Below are 16917 nucleotides of genomic sequence, written 5' to 3' on the forward strand. Positions count from 1 at the left end.
CCCAGACATGTTTTGCTGGATGAGTGGAATGACAACCAGAAAAGACAGGCCGGATAACGGTTCAGAATCAGATGCTGACATCACCAGTGGCGAAGTGGTCGAAGAAGAACTGGTAGAAGGTGCGCCGGTGCGGCGCAAGGGTATTTATCTGTTGCCCAACGCCCTTACGACAGCTTCGCTGTTTTCCGGTTTTTACGCGATTGTCTCTGCTGCCAACGGTGTTTTTGACAACGCAGCCATAGCAATTTTCGTCTCCATGATTCTCGATGGTCTGGATGGGCGTGTGGCTCGCATGACCAATACCCAGAGCAAGTTCGGCGAGGAGTATGACAGTCTTGCAGACATGGTGGCCTTCGGCGTTGCGCCCGGTCTCGTGGCATTTTTCTGGTCACTGAACGGTCTGAACCAGGTGGGGTGGGCTATCACCTTTATCTATGTCGCCGGGGCGGCGCTCCGTCTTGCCCGCTTTAACACCCAGATTGGATCAGTGGATAAAAAATTCTTCGTTGGATTGCCCAGCCCATCAGCGGCCGCGGCCGTGGCAGGCCTCGTCTGGTGCTTCCACCTTTACGAGCCAGCCGGCTGGCTGACCCTGCTGACGATTGTCATAGTGGGTGGTTCTGGCATGTTGATGGTCAGTAACATCCTTTACCGGAGCTTCAAGGATCTGGATCTCAGGGGCCGGGTGCCATTTGCCACGATTCTGGGGGTGGTGCTGGTCTTCGTTGTGATTGCGCTGGACCCGGGTACCGTTCTTTTTGTCATATTCCTGCTTTACGCACTGTCCGGCCCCGGCCGTGCGCTTATGCGAAAAGCGCGGCGTGGTGGTGAAACTGGTACAGATAAGACATAAAATCATTGAGCCGAGGAGGTAATTTGACCCGGATAAGGCGGAAAAATGACCACTATGTTCAGGGTTTGATCAGATTTTCCGGGTCGGTGAAATAAAACAGAAACTTTTCCGAAACCTCGTTGACACCACCGGCTGTGTCTGTAGAATGCGCATCTCCTTCGGGGCAACAGGCGTTACGCCGGGCCGGAGGAGTCTGTTAACAGGTTGATTTGATTGAACATATTGATAATCAGATTTAGCAGTTGACAGGCACGGGGAACGCTGTAAAATGCGCACCTCGATTGAGCCAAACGGCTCCGCTCTTTAAAAAGTTGATCAAGTAATTCGTGTGGGCGCTGGCTGTGATGTTTCGACAAGAAATATCAAGACAGTGACTCGTCGAATTTGAGTTTTGTCTTGAGCAGAAATTGAAGCTTCGGCTTCTGTATGATTTAAACTGAAGAGTTTGATCATGGCTCAGATTGAACGCTGGCGGCAGGCTTAACACATGCAAGTCGAGCGGTAACAGGTCCTTCGGGATGCTGACGAGCGGCGGACGGGTGAGTAATGCATAGGAATCTGCCTGATAGTGGGGGATAGCCCGGGGAAACCCGGATTAATACCGCGTACGCCCTTCGGGGGAAAGCAGGGGATCTTCGGACCTTGCGCTATCGGATGAGCCTATGCCGGATTAGCTAGTTGGTGGGGTAAAGGCCTACCAAGGCGACGATCCGTAGCTGGTCTGAGAGGATGATCAGCCACATCGGGACTGAGACACGGCCCGAACTCCTACGGGAGGCAGCAGTGGGGAATATTGGACAATGGGGGCAACCCTGATCCAGCCATGCCGCGTGTGTGAAGAAGGCTTTCGGGTTGTAAAGCACTTTCAGTGGGGAGGAAGGCTCGGCGATTAATACTCGCCGGGATTGACGTTACCCACAGAAGAAGCACCGGCTAACTCCGTGCCAGCAGCCGCGGTAATACGGAGGGTGCAAGCGTTAATCGGAATTACTGGGCGTAAAGCGCGCGTAGGTGGTTTGATAAGCGAGATGTGAAAGCCCCGGGCTTAACCTGGGAACGGCATTTCGAACTGTCAGGCTAGAGTGTGGTAGAGGGTAGTGGAATTTCCTGTGTAGCGGTGAAATGCGTAGATATAGGAAGGAACACCAGTGGCGAAGGCGGCTACCTGGACCAACACTGACACTGAGGTGCGAAAGCGTGGGGAGCAAACAGGATTAGATACCCTGGTAGTCCACGCCGTAAACGATGTCAACTAGCCGTTGGGGATCTTGAATCCTTAGTGGCGCAGCTAACGCACTAAGTTGACCGCCTGGGGAGTACGGCCGCAAGGTTAAAACTCAAATGAATTGACGGGGGCCCGCACAAGCGGTGGAGCATGTGGTTTAATTCGACGCAACGCGAAGAACCTTACCTGGCCTTGACATGCTGAGAATCCTGCAGAGATGCGGGAGTGCCTTCGGGAACTCAGACACAGGTGCTGCATGGCCGTCGTCAGCTCGTGTCGTGAGATGTTGGGTTAAGTCCCGTAACGAGCGCAACCCCTATCCCTAGTTGCCAGCACGTAAAGGTGGGAACTCTAGGGAGACTGCCGGTGACAAACCGGAGGAAGGTGGGGATGACGTCAGGTCATCATGGCCCTTACGGCCAGGGCTACACACGTGCTACAATGGCGCGCACAGAGGGCTGCAAACCCGCGAGGGGGAGCCAATCTCAGAAAACGCGTCGTAGTCCGGATCGCAGTCTGCAACTCGACTGCGTGAAGTCGGAATCGCTAGTAATCGCGAATCAGAATGTCGCGGTGAATACGTTCCCGGGCCTTGTACACACCGCCCGTCACACCATGGGAGTGGATTGCACCAGAAGTGGTTAGTCTAACCTTCGGGAGGACGATCACCACGGTGTGGTTCATGACTGGGGTGAAGTCGTAACAAGGTAGCCGTAGGGGAACCTGCGGCTGGATCACCTCCTTAAACGAAGTCGGCCATCACGGTCAGAGTCCACACGAATTACTTGATCAGCAGAAGAGAGCAAAGGGTCTTTCAGGCCCGCACTGCCTGGGTCACTGAGTGGTCAGGCAGGGTATTAGCGCTGCAGGTTGTGACAGCTGACAAGGCGCGGATTGAGTGAGTGAAGGAGCGTACATGAGTACGTGACTGAGCGAGCGAAAGCCGCAACGCAGATCAGGTGGCAGAAGATGCAGTGATAATCGGGTCTGTAGCTCAGTTGGTTAGAGCGCACCCCTGATAAGGGTGAGGTCGGTGGTTCAAATCCACCCAGACCCACCAGAATTTCGTGGCTCGGCGTTGCTTCGAAGCTCATGTGCTGTTCGCACACTACGCTTCAAAGCGCCTGGATCCACAAAATTCTATAGCCTGAGAGTCCGTGCACGATTGGACTTTGGTAATATACCGGGGCTATAGCTCAGCTGGGAGAGCGCCTGCCTTGCACGCAGGAGGTCAGCGGTTCGATCCCGCTTAGCTCCACCAAAACCTGAAAGATACACATTGCCTGAACCGCCCCCTGGGTTGGATCAGTGTACAGAAACGAATGTTTCAGTTTCATGAAGCCTTCCTTTCTGATCACTGGGTCAGAACTGCTCTTTAAAAATACGGACAAGATTGAAACATCCGAGAGGATGGATTCCCTGACTGACAGTCAGGCCTTCGGGCCGGATTGATGGTGAGGGGTCTGTTCATCTCAAATGATAACGATCAAGCGTTATCCGGTGTTGTCGTTGAAGTGTTGTTTATGACTTCCAGCGACTGTCCTGTAACTGTCTTCACCTTTGGGTGAGGTGCGGTTGCCTGTCAGTTGTCTTGGGGTTATATAGTCAAGCAACTAAGCGCATACGGTGGATGCCTTGGCAGTCAGAGGCGATGAAAGACGTTGAAGCCTGCGATAAGGCTCGGGGAGCTGGCAAACAAGCTGTGATCCGGGCATCTCTGAATGGGGAAACCCACCTGGTTTCGGCCAGGTACTGTGCACTGAATACATAGGTGTACAGGGCGAACCGGGGGAACTGAAACATCTAAGTACCCCGAGGAAAAGAAATCAACCGAGATTCCCTAAGTAGCGGCGAGCGAACGGGGACTAGCCCTTAAGCTGGACAACTGGTAGGAGAAGGTTCTGGAAAGGACCGCCATAGTGGGTGATAGCCCCGTATCCGAAACCTGAGTTCAGTGAAAACGAGTAGGACGGGACACGTGATATCCTGTCTGAACATGGGGGGACCATCCTCCAAGGCTAAATACTCCTGACTGACCGATAGTGAACCAGTACCGTGAGGGAAAGGCGAAAAGAACCCCTGTGAGGGGAGTGAAATAGATCCTGAAACCGTATGCGTACAAGCAGTCGGAGCGGACTTGTTCCGTGACGGCGTACCTTTTGTATAATGGGTCAGCGACTTATGTTCAGTGGCGAGGTTAACCGTATAGGGGAGCCGTAGGGAAACCGAGTCTGAATAGGGCGAATCAGTCGCTGGATATAGACCCGAAACCGGGCGATCTATCCATGAGCAGGTTGAAGGTGCGGTAACACGCACTGGAGGACCGAACCCACTGTCGTTGAAAAGCCAGGGGATGACTTGTGGATCGGAGTGAAAGGCTAATCAAGCCCGGAGATAGCTGGTTCTCCCCGAAAGCTATTTAGGTAGCGCCTCGGACGAATACCACTGGGGGTAGAGCACTGTTTCGGCTAGGGGGTCATCTCGACTTACCAACCCGATGCAAACTCCGAATACCAGTGAGTACTATCCGGGAGACACACGGCGGGTGCTAACGTCCGTCGTGAAGAGGGAAACAACCCAGACCGCCAGCTAAGGTCCCGAAATTCCAGTTAAGTGGGAAACGATGTGGGAAGGCTCAGACAGCTAGGAGGTTGGCTTAGAAGCAGCCATCCTTTAAAGAAAGCGTAATAGCTCACTAGTCGAGTCGGCCTGCGCGGAAGATGTAACGGGGCTCAAACTGGATACCGAAGCTGCGGCTGTGCACGCAAGTGCACGGGGTAGGGGAGCGTTCTGTAAGCCTGTGAAGGTGGGTTGAGAAGCCTGCTGGAGGTATCAGAAGTGCGAATGCTGACATGAGTAACGACAATGGGAGTGAAAAACTCCCACGCCGGAAGACCAAGGTTTCCTGCGCAACGCTAATCGGCGCAGGGTGAGTCGGCCCCTAAGGCGAGACCGAAAGGTGTAGTCGATGGGAAACGGGTTAATATTCCCGTACCTCGCGTGACTGCGATGGAGAGACGGAGAAGGCTAGGTGAGTCGGGCGATGGTTGTCCCGATTTAAGTATGTAGGCAGGGGGATCAGGCAAATCCGGTCCCTCAATGTCGAGATACGAACACCAGCGCCCTTTGAGGGCGCCAGGTCATTGATGCCATGCTTCCAGGAAAATCTTCTAAGCTTCAGGTCACGTGGGACCGTACCCCAAACCGACACAGGTGGTCAGGTAGAGAATACCAAGGCGCTTGAGAGAACTCGGGTAAAGGAACTAGGCAAAATGGTGCCGTAACTTCGGGAGAAGGCACGCCGGTGGTATGTGAAGTCCCTTGCGGGCGGAGCAGAAGCCGGTCGAAGATACCAGGCCCCTGCGACTGTTTATTAAAAACACAGCACTGTGCAAACACGAAAGTGGACGTATACGGTGTGACGCCTGCCCGGTGCCGGAAGGTTAATTGATGGGGTTAGTCTTCGGACGAAGCTCTTGATCGAAGCCCCGGTAAACGGCGGCCGTAACTATAACGGTCCTAAGGTAGCGAAATTCCTTGTCGGGTAAGTTCCGACCTGCACGAATGGCGTAACGATGGGGGCGCTGTCTCTACCCGAGACTCAGTGAAATTGAAATCGCCGTGAAGATGCGGTGTATCCGCGGCTAGACGGAAAGACCCCGTGAACCTTTACTATAGCTTCACAGTGAACTTTGAGCAGTCTTGTGTAGGATAGCTGGGAGGCTTTGAAGCGGTGACGCCAGTCATCGTGGAGCCAACCTTGAAATACCAGCCTGGACTGTTTGAGGTTCTAACTTCGTCCCCTTATCGGGGATAAGGACACTGTGTGGTGGGTAGTTTGACTGGGGCGGTCTCCTCCTAAAGCGTAACGGAGGAGCACAAAGGTGGGCTAAGCACGGTCGGACATCGTGCGGTTAGTGTAATGGCACAAGCCCGCTTGACTGCGAGACAGACACGTCGAGCAGGTGCGAAAGCAGGTCATAGTGATCCGGTGGTTCTGTATGGAAGGGCCATCGCTCAACGGATAAAAGGTACTCCGGGGATAACAGGCTGATACCGCCCAAGAGTTCACATCGACGGCGGTGTTTGGCACCTCGATGTCGGCTCATCACATCCTGGGGCTGAAGCCGGTCCCAAGGGTATGGCTGTTCGCCATTTAAAGTGGTACGCGAGCTGGGTTTAGAACGTCGTGAGACAGTTCGGTCCCTATCTGCCGTGGACGTTGGAGATTTGAGGAAAGCTGCTCCTAGTACGAGAGGACCGGAGTGGACGAACCTCTGGTGTTCGGGTTGTCACGCCAGTGGCATTGCCCGGTAGCTATGTTCGGACAGGATAACCGCTGAAAGCATCTAAGCGGGAAGCCCCTTCCAAGATGAGATCTCCCTGGACCCTTGAGGTCCCTGAAGAGCCGTTCAAGACCAGGACGTTGATAGGCCGGGTGTGTAAGCGCTGCGAGGCGTTGAGCTAACCGGTACTAATTGCTCGTGAGGCTTGACTATATAACACCCAAGACAACTGCGGATGACGCCGCGATCGTTATCAGAACACCCGTTTCAATCCTGTCCTTCCCAGTGATCAACCGTTTTGCCTGACGACCATAGCGGTCTGGAACCACCTGATCCCATCCCGAACTCAGAAGTGAAACAGACCAGCGCCGATGGTAGTGTGGCTTCTGCCCATGTGAGAGTAGGTCATCGTCAGGCTCCCAAATATCGAAAACCCCAGTACCACCCGGTACTGGGGTTTTTTTTATGGCCTGTGAAAAGTCCGGCGAGGGGCGGGTCATATTCAATGTTATACTCCGGAAAAACGTTAGCCCTGCCTGTCTTTGAATTGGAGAGCACTATGTCCGCCCCGGATCACCTGGTCATATTTGACACCACCCTGCGTGACGGCGAGCAGAGCCCCGGCGCCACCATGACCAGGGCAGAAAAGTTACGGATAGCGAAAATCCTGGAGAAGCTTCGGGTGGACGTCATAGAGGCCGGTTTTGCCATAGCGAGCCAGGGCGATTTCGAGGCCATCCGCAATATCGCCGAAGCTATCACCGGCTCCACCGTCTGCAGTCTTGCCCGTGCGCTGGACAAGGACATTGATCGCGCTGCCGAAGCCATTCTGCCTGCCGAACAAAAGCGGATTCACACCTTCATTGCGACCTCCCCGATCCATATGAAGCACAAGCTGCAGATGGCGCCCGACGAGGTGGTGGAGCAGGCAGTCCGGGCAGTGAGGCGGGCAAGAAATCACGTAAATGACGTTGAGTTTTCCTGCGAAGACGCAGGCCGCTCAGAGCTGGATTTTCTGTGCCGTATCATTGAGGCGGCAATAAACGCGGGCGCAACGACCATCAACATTCCTGACACGGTCGGCTACGCCATCCCCGAGCAGTTTGGAGAAACGATCAGGCAACTCCTGAACCGTGTACCCAATGCAGACAAGGCCATCTTTTCGGTGCACTGTCATAACGATCTGGGCCTGGCGGTTGCCAATTCCCTCGCTGCGGTGAGTCAGGGGGCCAGGCAGGTGGAGTGCACCATCAATGGTCTGGGAGAGCGTGCAGGCAATGCGTCCCTGGAAGAACTGGTGATGGCTGTGCGTACCCGTCAGGACCTTTTCGGCATTGATACCCGCATCGACACCTCTCATATCGTTCCTGCCTCCCGGCTGGTGTCAACTGTGACCGGATTTCCGGTTCAGCCCAACAAGGCGATTGTCGGCGCCAATGCGTTCGCTCATGAGTCCGGTATCCATCAGGATGGTGTGTTGAAGCACCGGGAGACCTACGAAATCATGCGCGCTCAGGATGTAGGCTGGCATACCAACAGCCTGGTCCTGGGCAAGCATTCCGGCCGGAATGCCTTTCGGACCCGGCTTCAGGAACTGGGCATTCAGTTTGAGACAGAGGCCCAGCTAAATGAAGCCTTCGGCCGGTTCAAGGGACTTGCGGACCTCAAGCACGAGATCTTCGACGAAGACCTTCAGGCCATTGCCAGTGATGCCCGTCAGAAGGAGGAGGAAGGAAGGTTCGCGCTGGTCCGCATGCGGGTCTGTTCCGAAACGGGAGTGGTGCCCAGGGCTGAGGTGACTCTGCTGATGGATGGCCGGGAACATCAGATGGACGCGGAAGGCAGCGGGCCCGTGGATGCCACCTTCAAGGCAATTGAAACTCTGGTTCAGTCGGGCTGCAACCTTCAGCTTTACTCAGTCAATGCGATTACTAGTGGAACCGATGCCCAGGGGGAGGTGACGGTCCGCCTGGAGAGGGGTGGCCGGATTGTGAATGGCCTGGGTGCGGATACGGATATTATCATTGCCTCCGCCCGCGCCTATGTCCAGGCACTGAATCTCATCTCGATGAATGCGGCCCGGCAGCACCCACAGGGAGCTGATGTCTGATTGGCCCGACGATCCAGGAGTACAGGAGGCTGACAAATGCGAGTTGAGGAGAGAGGCATCAGGTGACCATGGTTAATGAGGCGCAACGGCAGTTTTACCTGGGCAGGATGGGGGTCCGACTCTGGTATGCCCGCTCCGTGCAGCCAGGAGCCGCCCCAAGTCCGGATTTTGACTTTGAAGATATGGCTCCCGCCAGTGTCTGGCCAGAAACGGCGGCGCCTGCTGTCAGCTCACCTGATTCTGCGGACACCGGGCGAAAGGCGGGCCTTGCCAATCTTCGCGGCCTGATGGATGGGCCGCGCCCGGATATAAAAGTCCAGGTGACAAAGCCTGAAAGCAGACTTCGGGAGGCCGTGCCGGATCCACCAATTGTCCCATCGAGGGAGCAGCCGGAAACTCCCGCGGAAGCCGAACCGGAAGCAGTATCGCCGGATTCCCCTTCAGTATCCCCGGCTCCTGTCCGGGAGTTGCCAGGCAGCGCGGTACTCAGCGTCAACTGGGGCGTCTGGATGTCCGAAAGCTACGTTTTGGTCAGTGCCATTTCGACCGATGCCAGTGCCGACCTTCAGCATGCACTTGCCCGGAGCATCCTCGGTGCCATGGGCATGAAGGCAGGCCCGCCGAAAATGCTTCAGTGGCCCGTGTTCAGTAATCCGGCTGTGCCGGGCAATGATGAGTCTGGTCTGAGGGAGCTGTTAAAAGAGCTCGCCACGAGATTCCCCCCGAATAGTCTTATTGCGCTGGGTCTCTGTCAGGATGAGTCGTGGGATGATAGATCCGGCTGGCTTGAGGCGTCCCTTGGCATGCCGGTGGTGGATTTCGAATTCAGCCTGGCTGCTCTTGCCACTGACCCGGGCCGCAAGCGGGCTCTCTGGTCCCGCCTCAGGCCACTGGTGGCTGGCTGATGAGTAGTACCTGGCATACAGCCCTGAGTCCGGCCCGGGAGGTCCGGCCGCTCAGGCGCGAGGATGTTTCCAGAGTGCTGGAGATTGAGCGTCGGGGGTATTCCCATCCCTGGAGTGAAGGAGTTTTTCACGACTGCTTCCGTTCTGATTACCGCCTCTGGGCGCTGTCCGAGGATGGCTTTCTTCTGGGTTATGCCGTGGTCGCCTACATGGTGGATGAAGCGCATTTGCTCAATCTCTGCGTAACACCTGAGGTTCGTCGAAGCGGTGCGGGCCGGCTTCTCCTCCGCCACTTGATCACCCTGGCCGCGCAAGAGGGCATGAGTCGGGTTGTGCTGGAAGTCAGGATGGGCAACCAGACAGCGGCAGATCTGTACACAAGTGAGGGCTTTGAGCAGATAGGCATACGCCCGCAATACTATCCCGCCGCAGGGGAGCGGGAAGCTGCGCGGGTCATGGCTTTGTCGCTCCCTACTTCATAACTCGCGTCCGGCTGTCACAAAATCTATAATGACGCCCGTTTAAAACTTTCCAGTCCAGGCCATTGTTCACTATGTCTACCCTTTCCAAGGAAGTCGGTCAGCGCCGCACCTTTGCCATTATTTCACATCCTGATGCGGGTAAAACCACCATCACAGAAAAGGTTCTTCTGTTCGGTAATGCCATTCAGAAAGCGGGCACTGTGAAGGGCAAGAAGTCGGGTCAGCATGCCAAGTCTGACTGGATGGAGATGGAGAAGGAGCGGGGCATTTCGGTGACGACATCGGTCATGCAGTTCCCCTATGGCGGCTGTCTGATCAACCTGCTGGATACGCCCGGTCACGCGGATTTCTCCGAGGACACCTACCGTACACTGACTGCGGTTGATTCCTGCCTGATGGTGATCGACAGTGCCAAGGGTGTTGAGGAGCGGACCATCAAACTGATGGAAGTCACCCGCCTGCGGGATACGCCGATCCTCACGTTCATGAACAAACTGGACAGGGAAACGAGAGATCCGGTCGAGCTGATGGATGAAGTGGAGGAGGTTCTGAAAATAGCCTGCGCTCCCATCACCTGGCCCATCGGTATGGGTAAAAACTTCAAGGGCGTGTACCACCTGCTCCGGGATGAGGTCGTTCTCTACAAGTCCGGACAGGGGCACGCTATCCAGGAAAAGAGAGTCATCAGCGGCCTGGATAACCCCGAGCTGGATGAGGTGCTAGGGGCCTATGCTCCTGAGCTCCGCGACGAAATTGAGCTGGTGAAAGGCGCCTCCCATAAATTCGATCACGAGGCCTTTCTGGCCGGTGAGCTGACTCCGGTTTTTTTCGGCACGGCGCTGGGCAATTTTGGCGTGGATCACATGCTGGACGGCCTTGTGGAATGGGCGCCACCGCCACAGCCCAGGGAAACTGATCAGGGATTAGTGAAGCCGACCGATGAAGGATTTTCCGGTTTCGTCTTCAAGATCCAGGCAAACATGGACCCACAGCACCGCGACCGTGTGGCCTTTCTGAGAATCGTGTCCGGCCATTATGAGCAGGGCATGAAAACCCGTCATGTCCGGATTGGTAAAGAGGTCCGTTTTTCCGATGCCCTGACGTTTATGGCCGGCGACCGGGAGCACGCTGAAGTTGCCTATGCGGGCGATATTATCGGCTTGCATAACCACGGCACCATCCAGTTGGGTGATACTTTCAGCTCCGGTAGAGACATGAAGTTCAAGGGTATCCCCAACTTCGCACCGGAGCTGTTCCGTCGTATCCGGCTCAGGGATCCCCTCAAGGCCAAGCAGCTTCAGAAAGGTCTGGTTCAGCTTTCCGAGGAGGGCGCGGTACAGGTATTCCGGCCGGTCAAAAACAACGATCTGATCGTTGGCGCCGTAGGTGTTCTCCAGTTCGATGTTGTGGTCAGCCGCCTGAAAACGGAATACAAGGTGGAAGCTGTGTATGAACCGATCAATGTGGCGACAGCCCGCTGGGTTACCAGCAACGACGCCCGCAAACTCGATGAGTTCGTGCGCAAGGCCAACGACTACATTGCCATGGATGGCAGCGATCAGCTGACTTACATTGCTCCCACCATGGTCAACCTCCAGTTGGCCCAGGAGCGTTATCCTGATATCGAATTTCACAAGACCAGAGAGCACTGAGCGCAGGAGTTCGCCATGGGACTTGTCGACGCCCACTGTCACTTCGATTTCCCGGAATTCGACGGACAGAGAGCGGCCATTATGGATCAGCTTGCCTCGGCGGGTATTGATCGCATTGTGATCCCGGGAGTGCGTGAGCAGGACTGGGATCGTGTCAAGCGGGTCTCATCCGCTCATCGCGGCATCCACTACTGCCTCGGATTGCATCCCTGGTTTATCGATGACCATGAAGAGAGCGCTCTGGAGAGCCTGCGGCAGCAGCTGCAGGCTCGGCCGGAAGGCTGCGTAGCTCTGGGTGAGTGCGGCCTCGATCGCATTCATGGCGATCTCGACAGGCAGCAGTGGTGGTTTGAAGCCCAGGTAGAGATGGCCCGGGATCTGGGCTGGCCGCTGGTCGTGCATTCGGTCAAGACCCATGATGAGGTGCTTGCCACTCTCAAGCAGTACGAATTTGATTCACCGGTATTGCTCCATGGTTTTTCCGGTAGCGAGCAGCAGGCACAAAAGCTGGCTGATTTTGGCGCCTTTATTGGTGTTGGTGGTGTAATCACGCATGATCGTGCCCGCAAGACCCGCCGTGCGATTGCTTCTTTGCCGCTCAGCGCTCTGGTGCTGGAGACAGATGCGCCAGATATGCCGCCGGCGGGTGTGGAGAAGGGTGCCAATTCGCCTGTTCGCCTGAAGCAGATCCTGGGCTCTCTGCTGGAACTCAGAAAGGAGTCTGAGGAGGAAGTCGTAAGTGCACTTGAAGACAACGTGTCCAGGCTTTATCGCTGGGAGCGGAAGGACTAAAAGAGCTGCAATCTGGGGTTGGCTTTAGCATGTCAGTTCGGATATACTTCGCCCCCTGGCTTTTCAAGGCGTTGTCATCAACATCAGCCCCGATTGATGTCAGTGCCGACAAACTTAACAGGTCAAAGATCCCCGCTGAGCGTCAAGCGCCTGTCAGCGGTGGTTTTTAACGTTTCTTATATAGCGTTCAAGGCGGAATCAATGAAGACTCTGAGTGCGAAACCGGAAACCGTAAAACGTGACTGGTACGTTGTAGACGCAGCCGGCAAGACGCTGGGTCGTCTGTCAACCGAGATCGCCCGTCGTCTGCGGGGCAAGCATAAGCCTGAATATACCCCCCACGTCGACACTGGCGATTACATTGTTGTTATCAATGCCGGTCAGGTGCGGGTTACGGGCAAGAAGTCAGCTGACAAGATTTACTACAGTCATACCGGCTTCCCGGGTGGTATCAAGTCGATCAGCTTCGAGAAGCTGGTGGTCAAGGCGCCAGAACAGGTAATTGAGCATTCGGTGAAGGGCATGATGCCCAAAGGCCCCCTGGGTCGCGCCATGTTCAGGAAGCTGAAAATCTATGCCACGGCTGAGCACCCTCATGCAGCCCAGCAGCCCAAAGAACTCGACATTTAACGGAAGGCGGATATGTCTGTAGCACAAAATTACGGTACGGGTCGCCGCAAGACATCCACGGCTCGGGTTTTTATCAAGCCTGGAAGCGGCAACATTTCCATCAATGGGCGTTCCATTGAAGATTTTTTCGGTCGCGAAACCCTGCGCATGATCGTGCGTCAGCCTCTGGTTGTTGCAGAGTCAGGTGATCGTTTCGACATCAAGGTCACCGTCGAAGGCGGCGGCATCAGTGGTCAGGCCGGCGCTATTCGCCACGGTCTGACGCGCGCACTGATGGACTACGATGAGACCCTGCGCCCTGCAATGCGCAAGGCGGGTTATGTAACCCGGGATGCGCGTGAAGTTGAGCGTAAGAAAGTTGGTCTGCGGAAGGCGCGTAAGCGTCCTCAGTACTCCAAGCGTTAATTGCTGGCTGGTCCAGACTCGAAGCCCGGCGTTATGCCGGGTTTTTTGTGTCCAGACAACAGGTTCCGCAGTCTCCTCCGGATGCTGCCCAAGCCTTGCCGGCGCCTTTCTTACTTGTAAGAAGGTGGTAATTTCATTACCATTTGGACCGTTTAACTTTTTGGGTCGAGATGTCCTTTACGATGCATGATTGGCTTGTCAGCCATACATGTGGTGCCTGATGGGAGAGAACCATAATGAATAATGGCGACGTAAGCCAGAGCCGACGCCGGTTTCTGATCGGTGCAACATCGGTCGTGGGTGGAGTCGGCGTGGTTGGTGCGGCTGTGCCTTTTGTGGCGTCCTGGAACCCCAGTGACAGAGCAAAGGCTGCCGGCGCACCGGTCAGCGTTAACATTGGCAAGGTTGAGCCGGGTCAGCAGATTACGGTGGAGTGGCGGGGCAAGCCGGTTTGGGTAGTACGCCGCACTGAAAAGATGCTGGAAAACATCGAGAAGCTCAATGATGTTGTCAAGGATCCCATGTCCGAAGAAGCTGCCCAGCCCCCCTATATTGAGGGCATCTATCGTGCAATCAAAGATGAGTACCTGATTGTCGTAGGCATCTGCACTCACCTGGGCTGCTCGCCAAACTACCGTCCTGAAGTGGCACCCGCTGATCTTGGCGAAAACTGGCTTGGTGGCTTCTTTTGTGCCTGTCATGGCTCCAAGTACGATCTTGCAGGGCGTGTTTACGAGAACCAGCCTGCGCCTTCGCATCTTGAGGTGCCACCCTATCGCTATGAAACGGCTGACACAGTCACCGTTGGGCTGGATCCGGAGGCAGCATAATGTCAAAAATCATAAACTGGATAGACGAGCGGCTTCCCATAGTTGAGGCCTACAACAAGCACCTGGGCGACTACTATGCCCCGAAAAACTTCAACTTCTGGTACTTCTTCGGATCCCTTGCGATGCTGGTTCTGGTCAACCAGCTGGTCACCGGTATCTGGCTGACCATGAGCTATAACCCCAGCGGAGAGGGCGCGTTCAGGTCGGTTGAGTACATCATGAGAGATGTGGAATGGGGCTGGCTGCTCCGCTACCTGCACTCCACCGGTGCCTCGGCTTTCTTTGTGGTGGTTTACCTCCACATGTTCCGCGGCATCATGTATGGCTCCTACCAGAAACCCCGTGAGCTTATCTGGCTGTTTGGCATGACCATCTATCTGGTTCTGATGGCCGAGGCCTTCATGGGCTATCTGCTCCCCTGGGGCCAGATGTCCTACTGGGGTGCACAGGTCATCGTTAACCTCTTTGGTGCGATCCCGATTATTGGGGAAGACCTCTCCCTGTGGATTCGTGGTGACTACCTGATATCCGGCATTACACTGAACCGGTTCTTCGCGCTCCACGTGGTAGCGCTGCCCATCGTGCTGCTGGGTCTTGTCGTACTGCACATTCTGGCACTGCATGAAGTGGGTTCAAACAACCCTGACGGCATCGACATCAAGAAAAACAAGGACGAAAACGGCAAACCCAAAGATGGTATTCCGTTCCACCCCTATTACACGGTCCATGACCTGCTTGGCGTAGGCGTGTTCCTCTTTGTTTTCTGTGTGGTGGTGTTCTTCTTCCCGGAGATGGGCGGGCTATTCCTTGAGAAGCCGAATTTCGAACCCGCTAACCCGCTGAAGACGCCGGATCACATAGCGCCGGTATGGTACTTCACGCCTTTCTACGCAATGCTCCGTGCAGTAACCGTGGATCTCTTTGGTCTCGATGCCAAGTTCTGGGGTGTGGTCGTCATGGGTGGTGCGATTGCCATTCTGTTCGTGCTTCCCTGGCTGGACCGCAGTCCGGTGCGGTCGATCCGTTACAAAGGCGTTCTGAGCAAAATTGCACTTGCCATCCTGGCGATCAGTTTCGTGATTCTGGGGTATCTTGGCCTTGTTCCGGCGACGGAAGGGCGCACGATGGTGGCCCAGATACTGACAACGCTGTACTTCCTCTACTTCATTCTGATGCCCTTTTACACACGAATGGAGAAAACCAAGCCAGTGCCAGAGAGGGTGACAGGATGATTAAAAAGTTATTTCTGGTTCTCGTAGTGGCCTTGCTGCCGGGCCTCGCCCTGGCGGCGGCTCCGGGTGTCCCGCTCGATAACATGGAGCCTGATCATACGAACAAGGCGTCTCTGCAGCGCGGCGCTGCAACCTTCATGAACTACTGCATGGGCTGTCACTCCCTGGAGTATGCCAGGTACATGCATGTGGCAGAGGGTCTGGACATATCCGATCAGCTTGTGGAAGAGAACCTCATCTTCACCGGCGCAAAGATCGGTGAGCTGATGAAAATCGGTATGAACAAACAGCAGGCGGCGAACTGGTTTGGTAATGCCCCGCCGGACCTTACCCTGGAATCGCGGTTGCGGGGAGAGGACTGGATCTATTCCTATCTGCGCGGCTTCTACAAGGATGAAACCCGGCCGCTTGGCGTCAATAACGTGGTCTTCGACAATGTCGGTATGCCCCACGTACTGGTGGATCAGCAGGGGCTGTGCGCAGTCAAGCCGAAAATCGGCCAGAAATCGAGCATTGATCCGCTCAGTGGCAACGAGAGAAATGCCGGCGTCTGCCCTGAGTGGGCGAGCGAAGGGTCGATGAGCCCGTCCGAGTTCAATACTGCGATGTACGACCTGACGAATTTCCTCTCCTATATGGGGGATCCGGTCAAGGTCGAGCGCGAACGGCTTGGCGTGTTTGTCCTGATCTTCATTGCCATTTTCTTCGTTTTCGCCTGGCTCCTGAACCGCGAGTACTGGAAGGACGTACACTGAAGATTCGGGTATAATTGGTGACGTGGAATGTCCAGCGGGCCTTCATCGGGCCCGCTGGTTTTTTTCGTTATGCAACATCATTTTGATTTGTCTAATCATGGGGTAGCTCTATGGGCGTTGTGACCAAGCGGTCATCAATGACATTTTTTTCGGATCCGGCCAGTCATTACAGCCACCGTGTCCGTATCGTGCTCGCAGAGAAGGGCGTAACCGTGGATGTGGTGGACGTGGATCCTGATAATCCGCCAGGGGAACTTGCTGACCTCAATCCCTACAATGCGTTACCGACGCTCGTCGATCGTGATCTTGTGCTTTATGAGCCCAACATCATGATGGAATATCTCGATGAGCGTTTTCCGCATCCGCCACTGCTTCCTGTCTATCCGGTAGCCCGTGCCAATAGCCGGCTGATGATTCATCGGATTCAGAAGGACTGGTGCGGCCTGGTAGACCAGATCCTTGCCCAGCCGAACCACAAGGCTTCGGAGACAGCCCGCAAGGAATTGCGTGAAAGCCTTTTGGCAACGGCGGCTCTGTTCGGCGAAATGCCATTTTTCCTGTCTGAGGAGTTTACGATTGTAGACTGCTGTATTGCGCCCATTCTCTGGCGCCTGCCAGCCATGGGGATCGAATTTACGGAAAAGCAGGCGAAGCCCTTACAGAAGTACATGGAAAGAATCTTCAGCCGGGATGGCTTCAAGGCCAGTCTTTCCGATCTTGAGGAAGATATTCGCAACTGATTTACCTGTCACCAGCTTGG

General features: G+C 55.3%; 12 protein-coding genes, 2 tRNA genes and 3 rRNA genes. All 17 read left to right on the forward strand.

Going from position 1 to position 16917, the window contains the following annotated elements; genetic code table 11:
- The first annotated feature begins 28 nt into the window (after positions 1 to 28).
- The 17 genes from pssA to LG327_RS08505 all read left to right on the forward strand — a co-directional run bounded on the left by pssA (position 29) and on the right by LG327_RS08505 (position 16897).
- Positions 29 to 853 carry a CDP-diacylglycerol--serine O-phosphatidyltransferase gene (pssA, locus tag LG327_RS08425; protein ID WP_404368417.1) on the forward strand — a complete coding sequence of 275 codons (825 nt, stop codon included), beginning with the start codon at positions 29 to 31 and terminating at the stop codon, positions 851 to 853.
- A gap of 433 nt (positions 854 to 1286) precedes the next feature.
- A 16S ribosomal RNA gene (locus LG327_RS08430) occupies positions 1287 to 2823 on the forward strand.
- Positions 2824 to 3061: 238 nt separating this feature from the next.
- Positions 3062 to 3138: transfer RNA gene (locus LG327_RS08435), tRNA-Ile, on the forward strand.
- A gap of 125 nt (positions 3139 to 3263) precedes the next feature.
- A tRNA-Ala gene (locus LG327_RS08440) sits at positions 3264 to 3339 on the forward strand.
- 342 nt (positions 3340 to 3681) lie between these two features.
- A 23S ribosomal RNA gene (locus tag LG327_RS08445) occupies positions 3682 to 6577 on the forward strand.
- 88 nt (positions 6578 to 6665) lie between these two features.
- Positions 6666 to 6781: ribosomal RNA gene (rrf, locus tag LG327_RS08450) — 5S ribosomal RNA — on the forward strand.
- The 16S, 23S and 5S rRNA genes sit together here with 2 tRNA genes alongside, the layout of an rRNA operon.
- Before the next feature lie 142 nt (positions 6782 to 6923).
- Positions 6924 to 8474 (forward strand): 2-isopropylmalate synthase, encoded by a 1551-nt coding sequence (locus tag LG327_RS08455; RefSeq protein ID WP_404368420.1) that lies wholly within the window; start codon positions 6924 to 6926, stop codon positions 8472 to 8474.
- Between the two features lie 62 nt (positions 8475 to 8536).
- Positions 8537 to 9379: a hypothetical protein gene (locus LG327_RS08460; protein WP_404368423.1), complete on the forward strand. Its 843-nt coding sequence runs from the start codon at positions 8537 to 8539 to the stop codon at positions 9377 to 9379.
- Positions 9379 to 9861, forward strand: a complete 483-nt coding sequence (rimI, locus tag LG327_RS08465) for a ribosomal protein S18-alanine N-acetyltransferase (RefSeq protein WP_404368426.1) — start codon at positions 9379 to 9381, stop codon at positions 9859 to 9861. Before LG327_RS08460 ends, rimI begins: the two co-directional genes overlap by 1 nt.
- Before the next feature lie 71 nt (positions 9862 to 9932).
- Positions 9933 to 11513 (forward strand): peptide chain release factor 3, encoded by a 1581-nt coding sequence (gene prfC / locus LG327_RS08470; RefSeq protein ID WP_404368429.1) that lies wholly within the window; start codon positions 9933 to 9935, stop codon positions 11511 to 11513.
- 15 nt (positions 11514 to 11528) lie between these two features.
- Positions 11529 to 12305, forward strand: coding sequence for a TatD family hydrolase (locus LG327_RS08475; RefSeq protein WP_404368432.1), 777 nt, complete (start codon positions 11529 to 11531; stop codon positions 12303 to 12305).
- Positions 12306 to 12506: 201 nt separating this feature from the next.
- On the forward strand, positions 12507 to 12935 hold the full coding sequence (gene rplM, locus LG327_RS08480; protein WP_404368435.1) for a 50S ribosomal protein L13: 429 nt from the start codon (positions 12507 to 12509) through the stop codon (positions 12933 to 12935).
- A 12-nt stretch (positions 12936 to 12947) separates the two neighbouring features.
- Positions 12948 to 13340 carry a 30S ribosomal protein S9 gene (gene rpsI, locus LG327_RS08485; protein WP_404368437.1) on the forward strand — a complete coding sequence of 131 codons (393 nt, stop codon included), beginning with the start codon at positions 12948 to 12950 and terminating at the stop codon, positions 13338 to 13340.
- A gap of 236 nt (positions 13341 to 13576) precedes the next feature.
- Positions 13577 to 14170 carry a ubiquinol-cytochrome c reductase iron-sulfur subunit gene (gene petA, locus LG327_RS08490; protein WP_404368440.1) on the forward strand — a complete coding sequence of 198 codons (594 nt, stop codon included), beginning with the start codon at positions 13577 to 13579 and terminating at the stop codon, positions 14168 to 14170.
- Complete coding sequence (locus LG327_RS08495; protein WP_404368443.1) at positions 14170 to 15402, forward strand: cytochrome bc complex cytochrome b subunit; 1233 nt, start codon at positions 14170 to 14172, stop codon at positions 15400 to 15402. Before petA ends, LG327_RS08495 begins: the two co-directional genes overlap by 1 nt.
- Positions 15399 to 16157, forward strand: a complete 759-nt coding sequence (locus tag LG327_RS08500) for a cytochrome c1 (RefSeq protein ID WP_404368445.1) — start codon at positions 15399 to 15401, stop codon at positions 16155 to 16157. The genes LG327_RS08495 and LG327_RS08500 overlap by 4 nt, the downstream gene beginning before the upstream one ends.
- A gap of 110 nt (positions 16158 to 16267) precedes the next feature.
- Positions 16268 to 16897, forward strand: coding sequence for a glutathione S-transferase N-terminal domain-containing protein (locus LG327_RS08505; protein WP_404368448.1), 630 nt, complete (start codon positions 16268 to 16270; stop codon positions 16895 to 16897).
- Positions 16898 to 16917 lie beyond the last annotated feature (20 nt).

The sequence above is a fragment of the Marinobacter sp. genome, from assembly GCF_044799475.1.
Lineage (GTDB): Bacteria > Pseudomonadota > Gammaproteobacteria > Pseudomonadales > Oleiphilaceae > Marinobacter.

What these genes read in the sequence shown, in the direction of transcription:
- pssA (WP_404368417.1), top strand. Translation starts at nt 29, where the DNA reads ATGACAACCAGAAAAGACAGGCCGGATAACGGTTCAGAATCAGATGCT.
- LG327_RS08455 (WP_404368420.1), top strand. Translation starts at nt 6,924, where the DNA reads ATGTCCGCCCCGGATCACCTGGTCATATTTGACACCACCCTGCGTGAC.
- rimI (WP_404368426.1), top strand. Translation starts at nt 9,379, where the DNA reads ATGAGTAGTACCTGGCATACAGCCCTGAGTCCGGCCCGGGAGGTCCGG.
- prfC (WP_404368429.1), top strand. Translation starts at nt 9,933, where the DNA reads ATGTCTACCCTTTCCAAGGAAGTCGGTCAGCGCCGCACCTTTGCCATT.
- LG327_RS08475 (WP_404368432.1), top strand. Translation starts at nt 11,529, where the DNA reads ATGGGACTTGTCGACGCCCACTGTCACTTCGATTTCCCGGAATTCGAC.
- rplM (WP_404368435.1), top strand. Translation starts at nt 12,507, where the DNA reads ATGAAGACTCTGAGTGCGAAACCGGAAACCGTAAAACGTGACTGGTAC.
- rpsI (WP_404368437.1), top strand. Translation starts at nt 12,948, where the DNA reads ATGTCTGTAGCACAAAATTACGGTACGGGTCGCCGCAAGACATCCACG.
- petA (WP_404368440.1), top strand. Translation starts at nt 13,577, where the DNA reads ATGAATAATGGCGACGTAAGCCAGAGCCGACGCCGGTTTCTGATCGGT.
- LG327_RS08495 (WP_404368443.1), top strand. Translation starts at nt 14,170, where the DNA reads ATGTCAAAAATCATAAACTGGATAGACGAGCGGCTTCCCATAGTTGAG.
- LG327_RS08500 (WP_404368445.1), top strand. Translation starts at nt 15,399, where the DNA reads ATGATTAAAAAGTTATTTCTGGTTCTCGTAGTGGCCTTGCTGCCGGGC.
- LG327_RS08505 (WP_404368448.1), top strand. Translation starts at nt 16,268, where the DNA reads ATGGGCGTTGTGACCAAGCGGTCATCAATGACATTTTTTTCGGATCCG.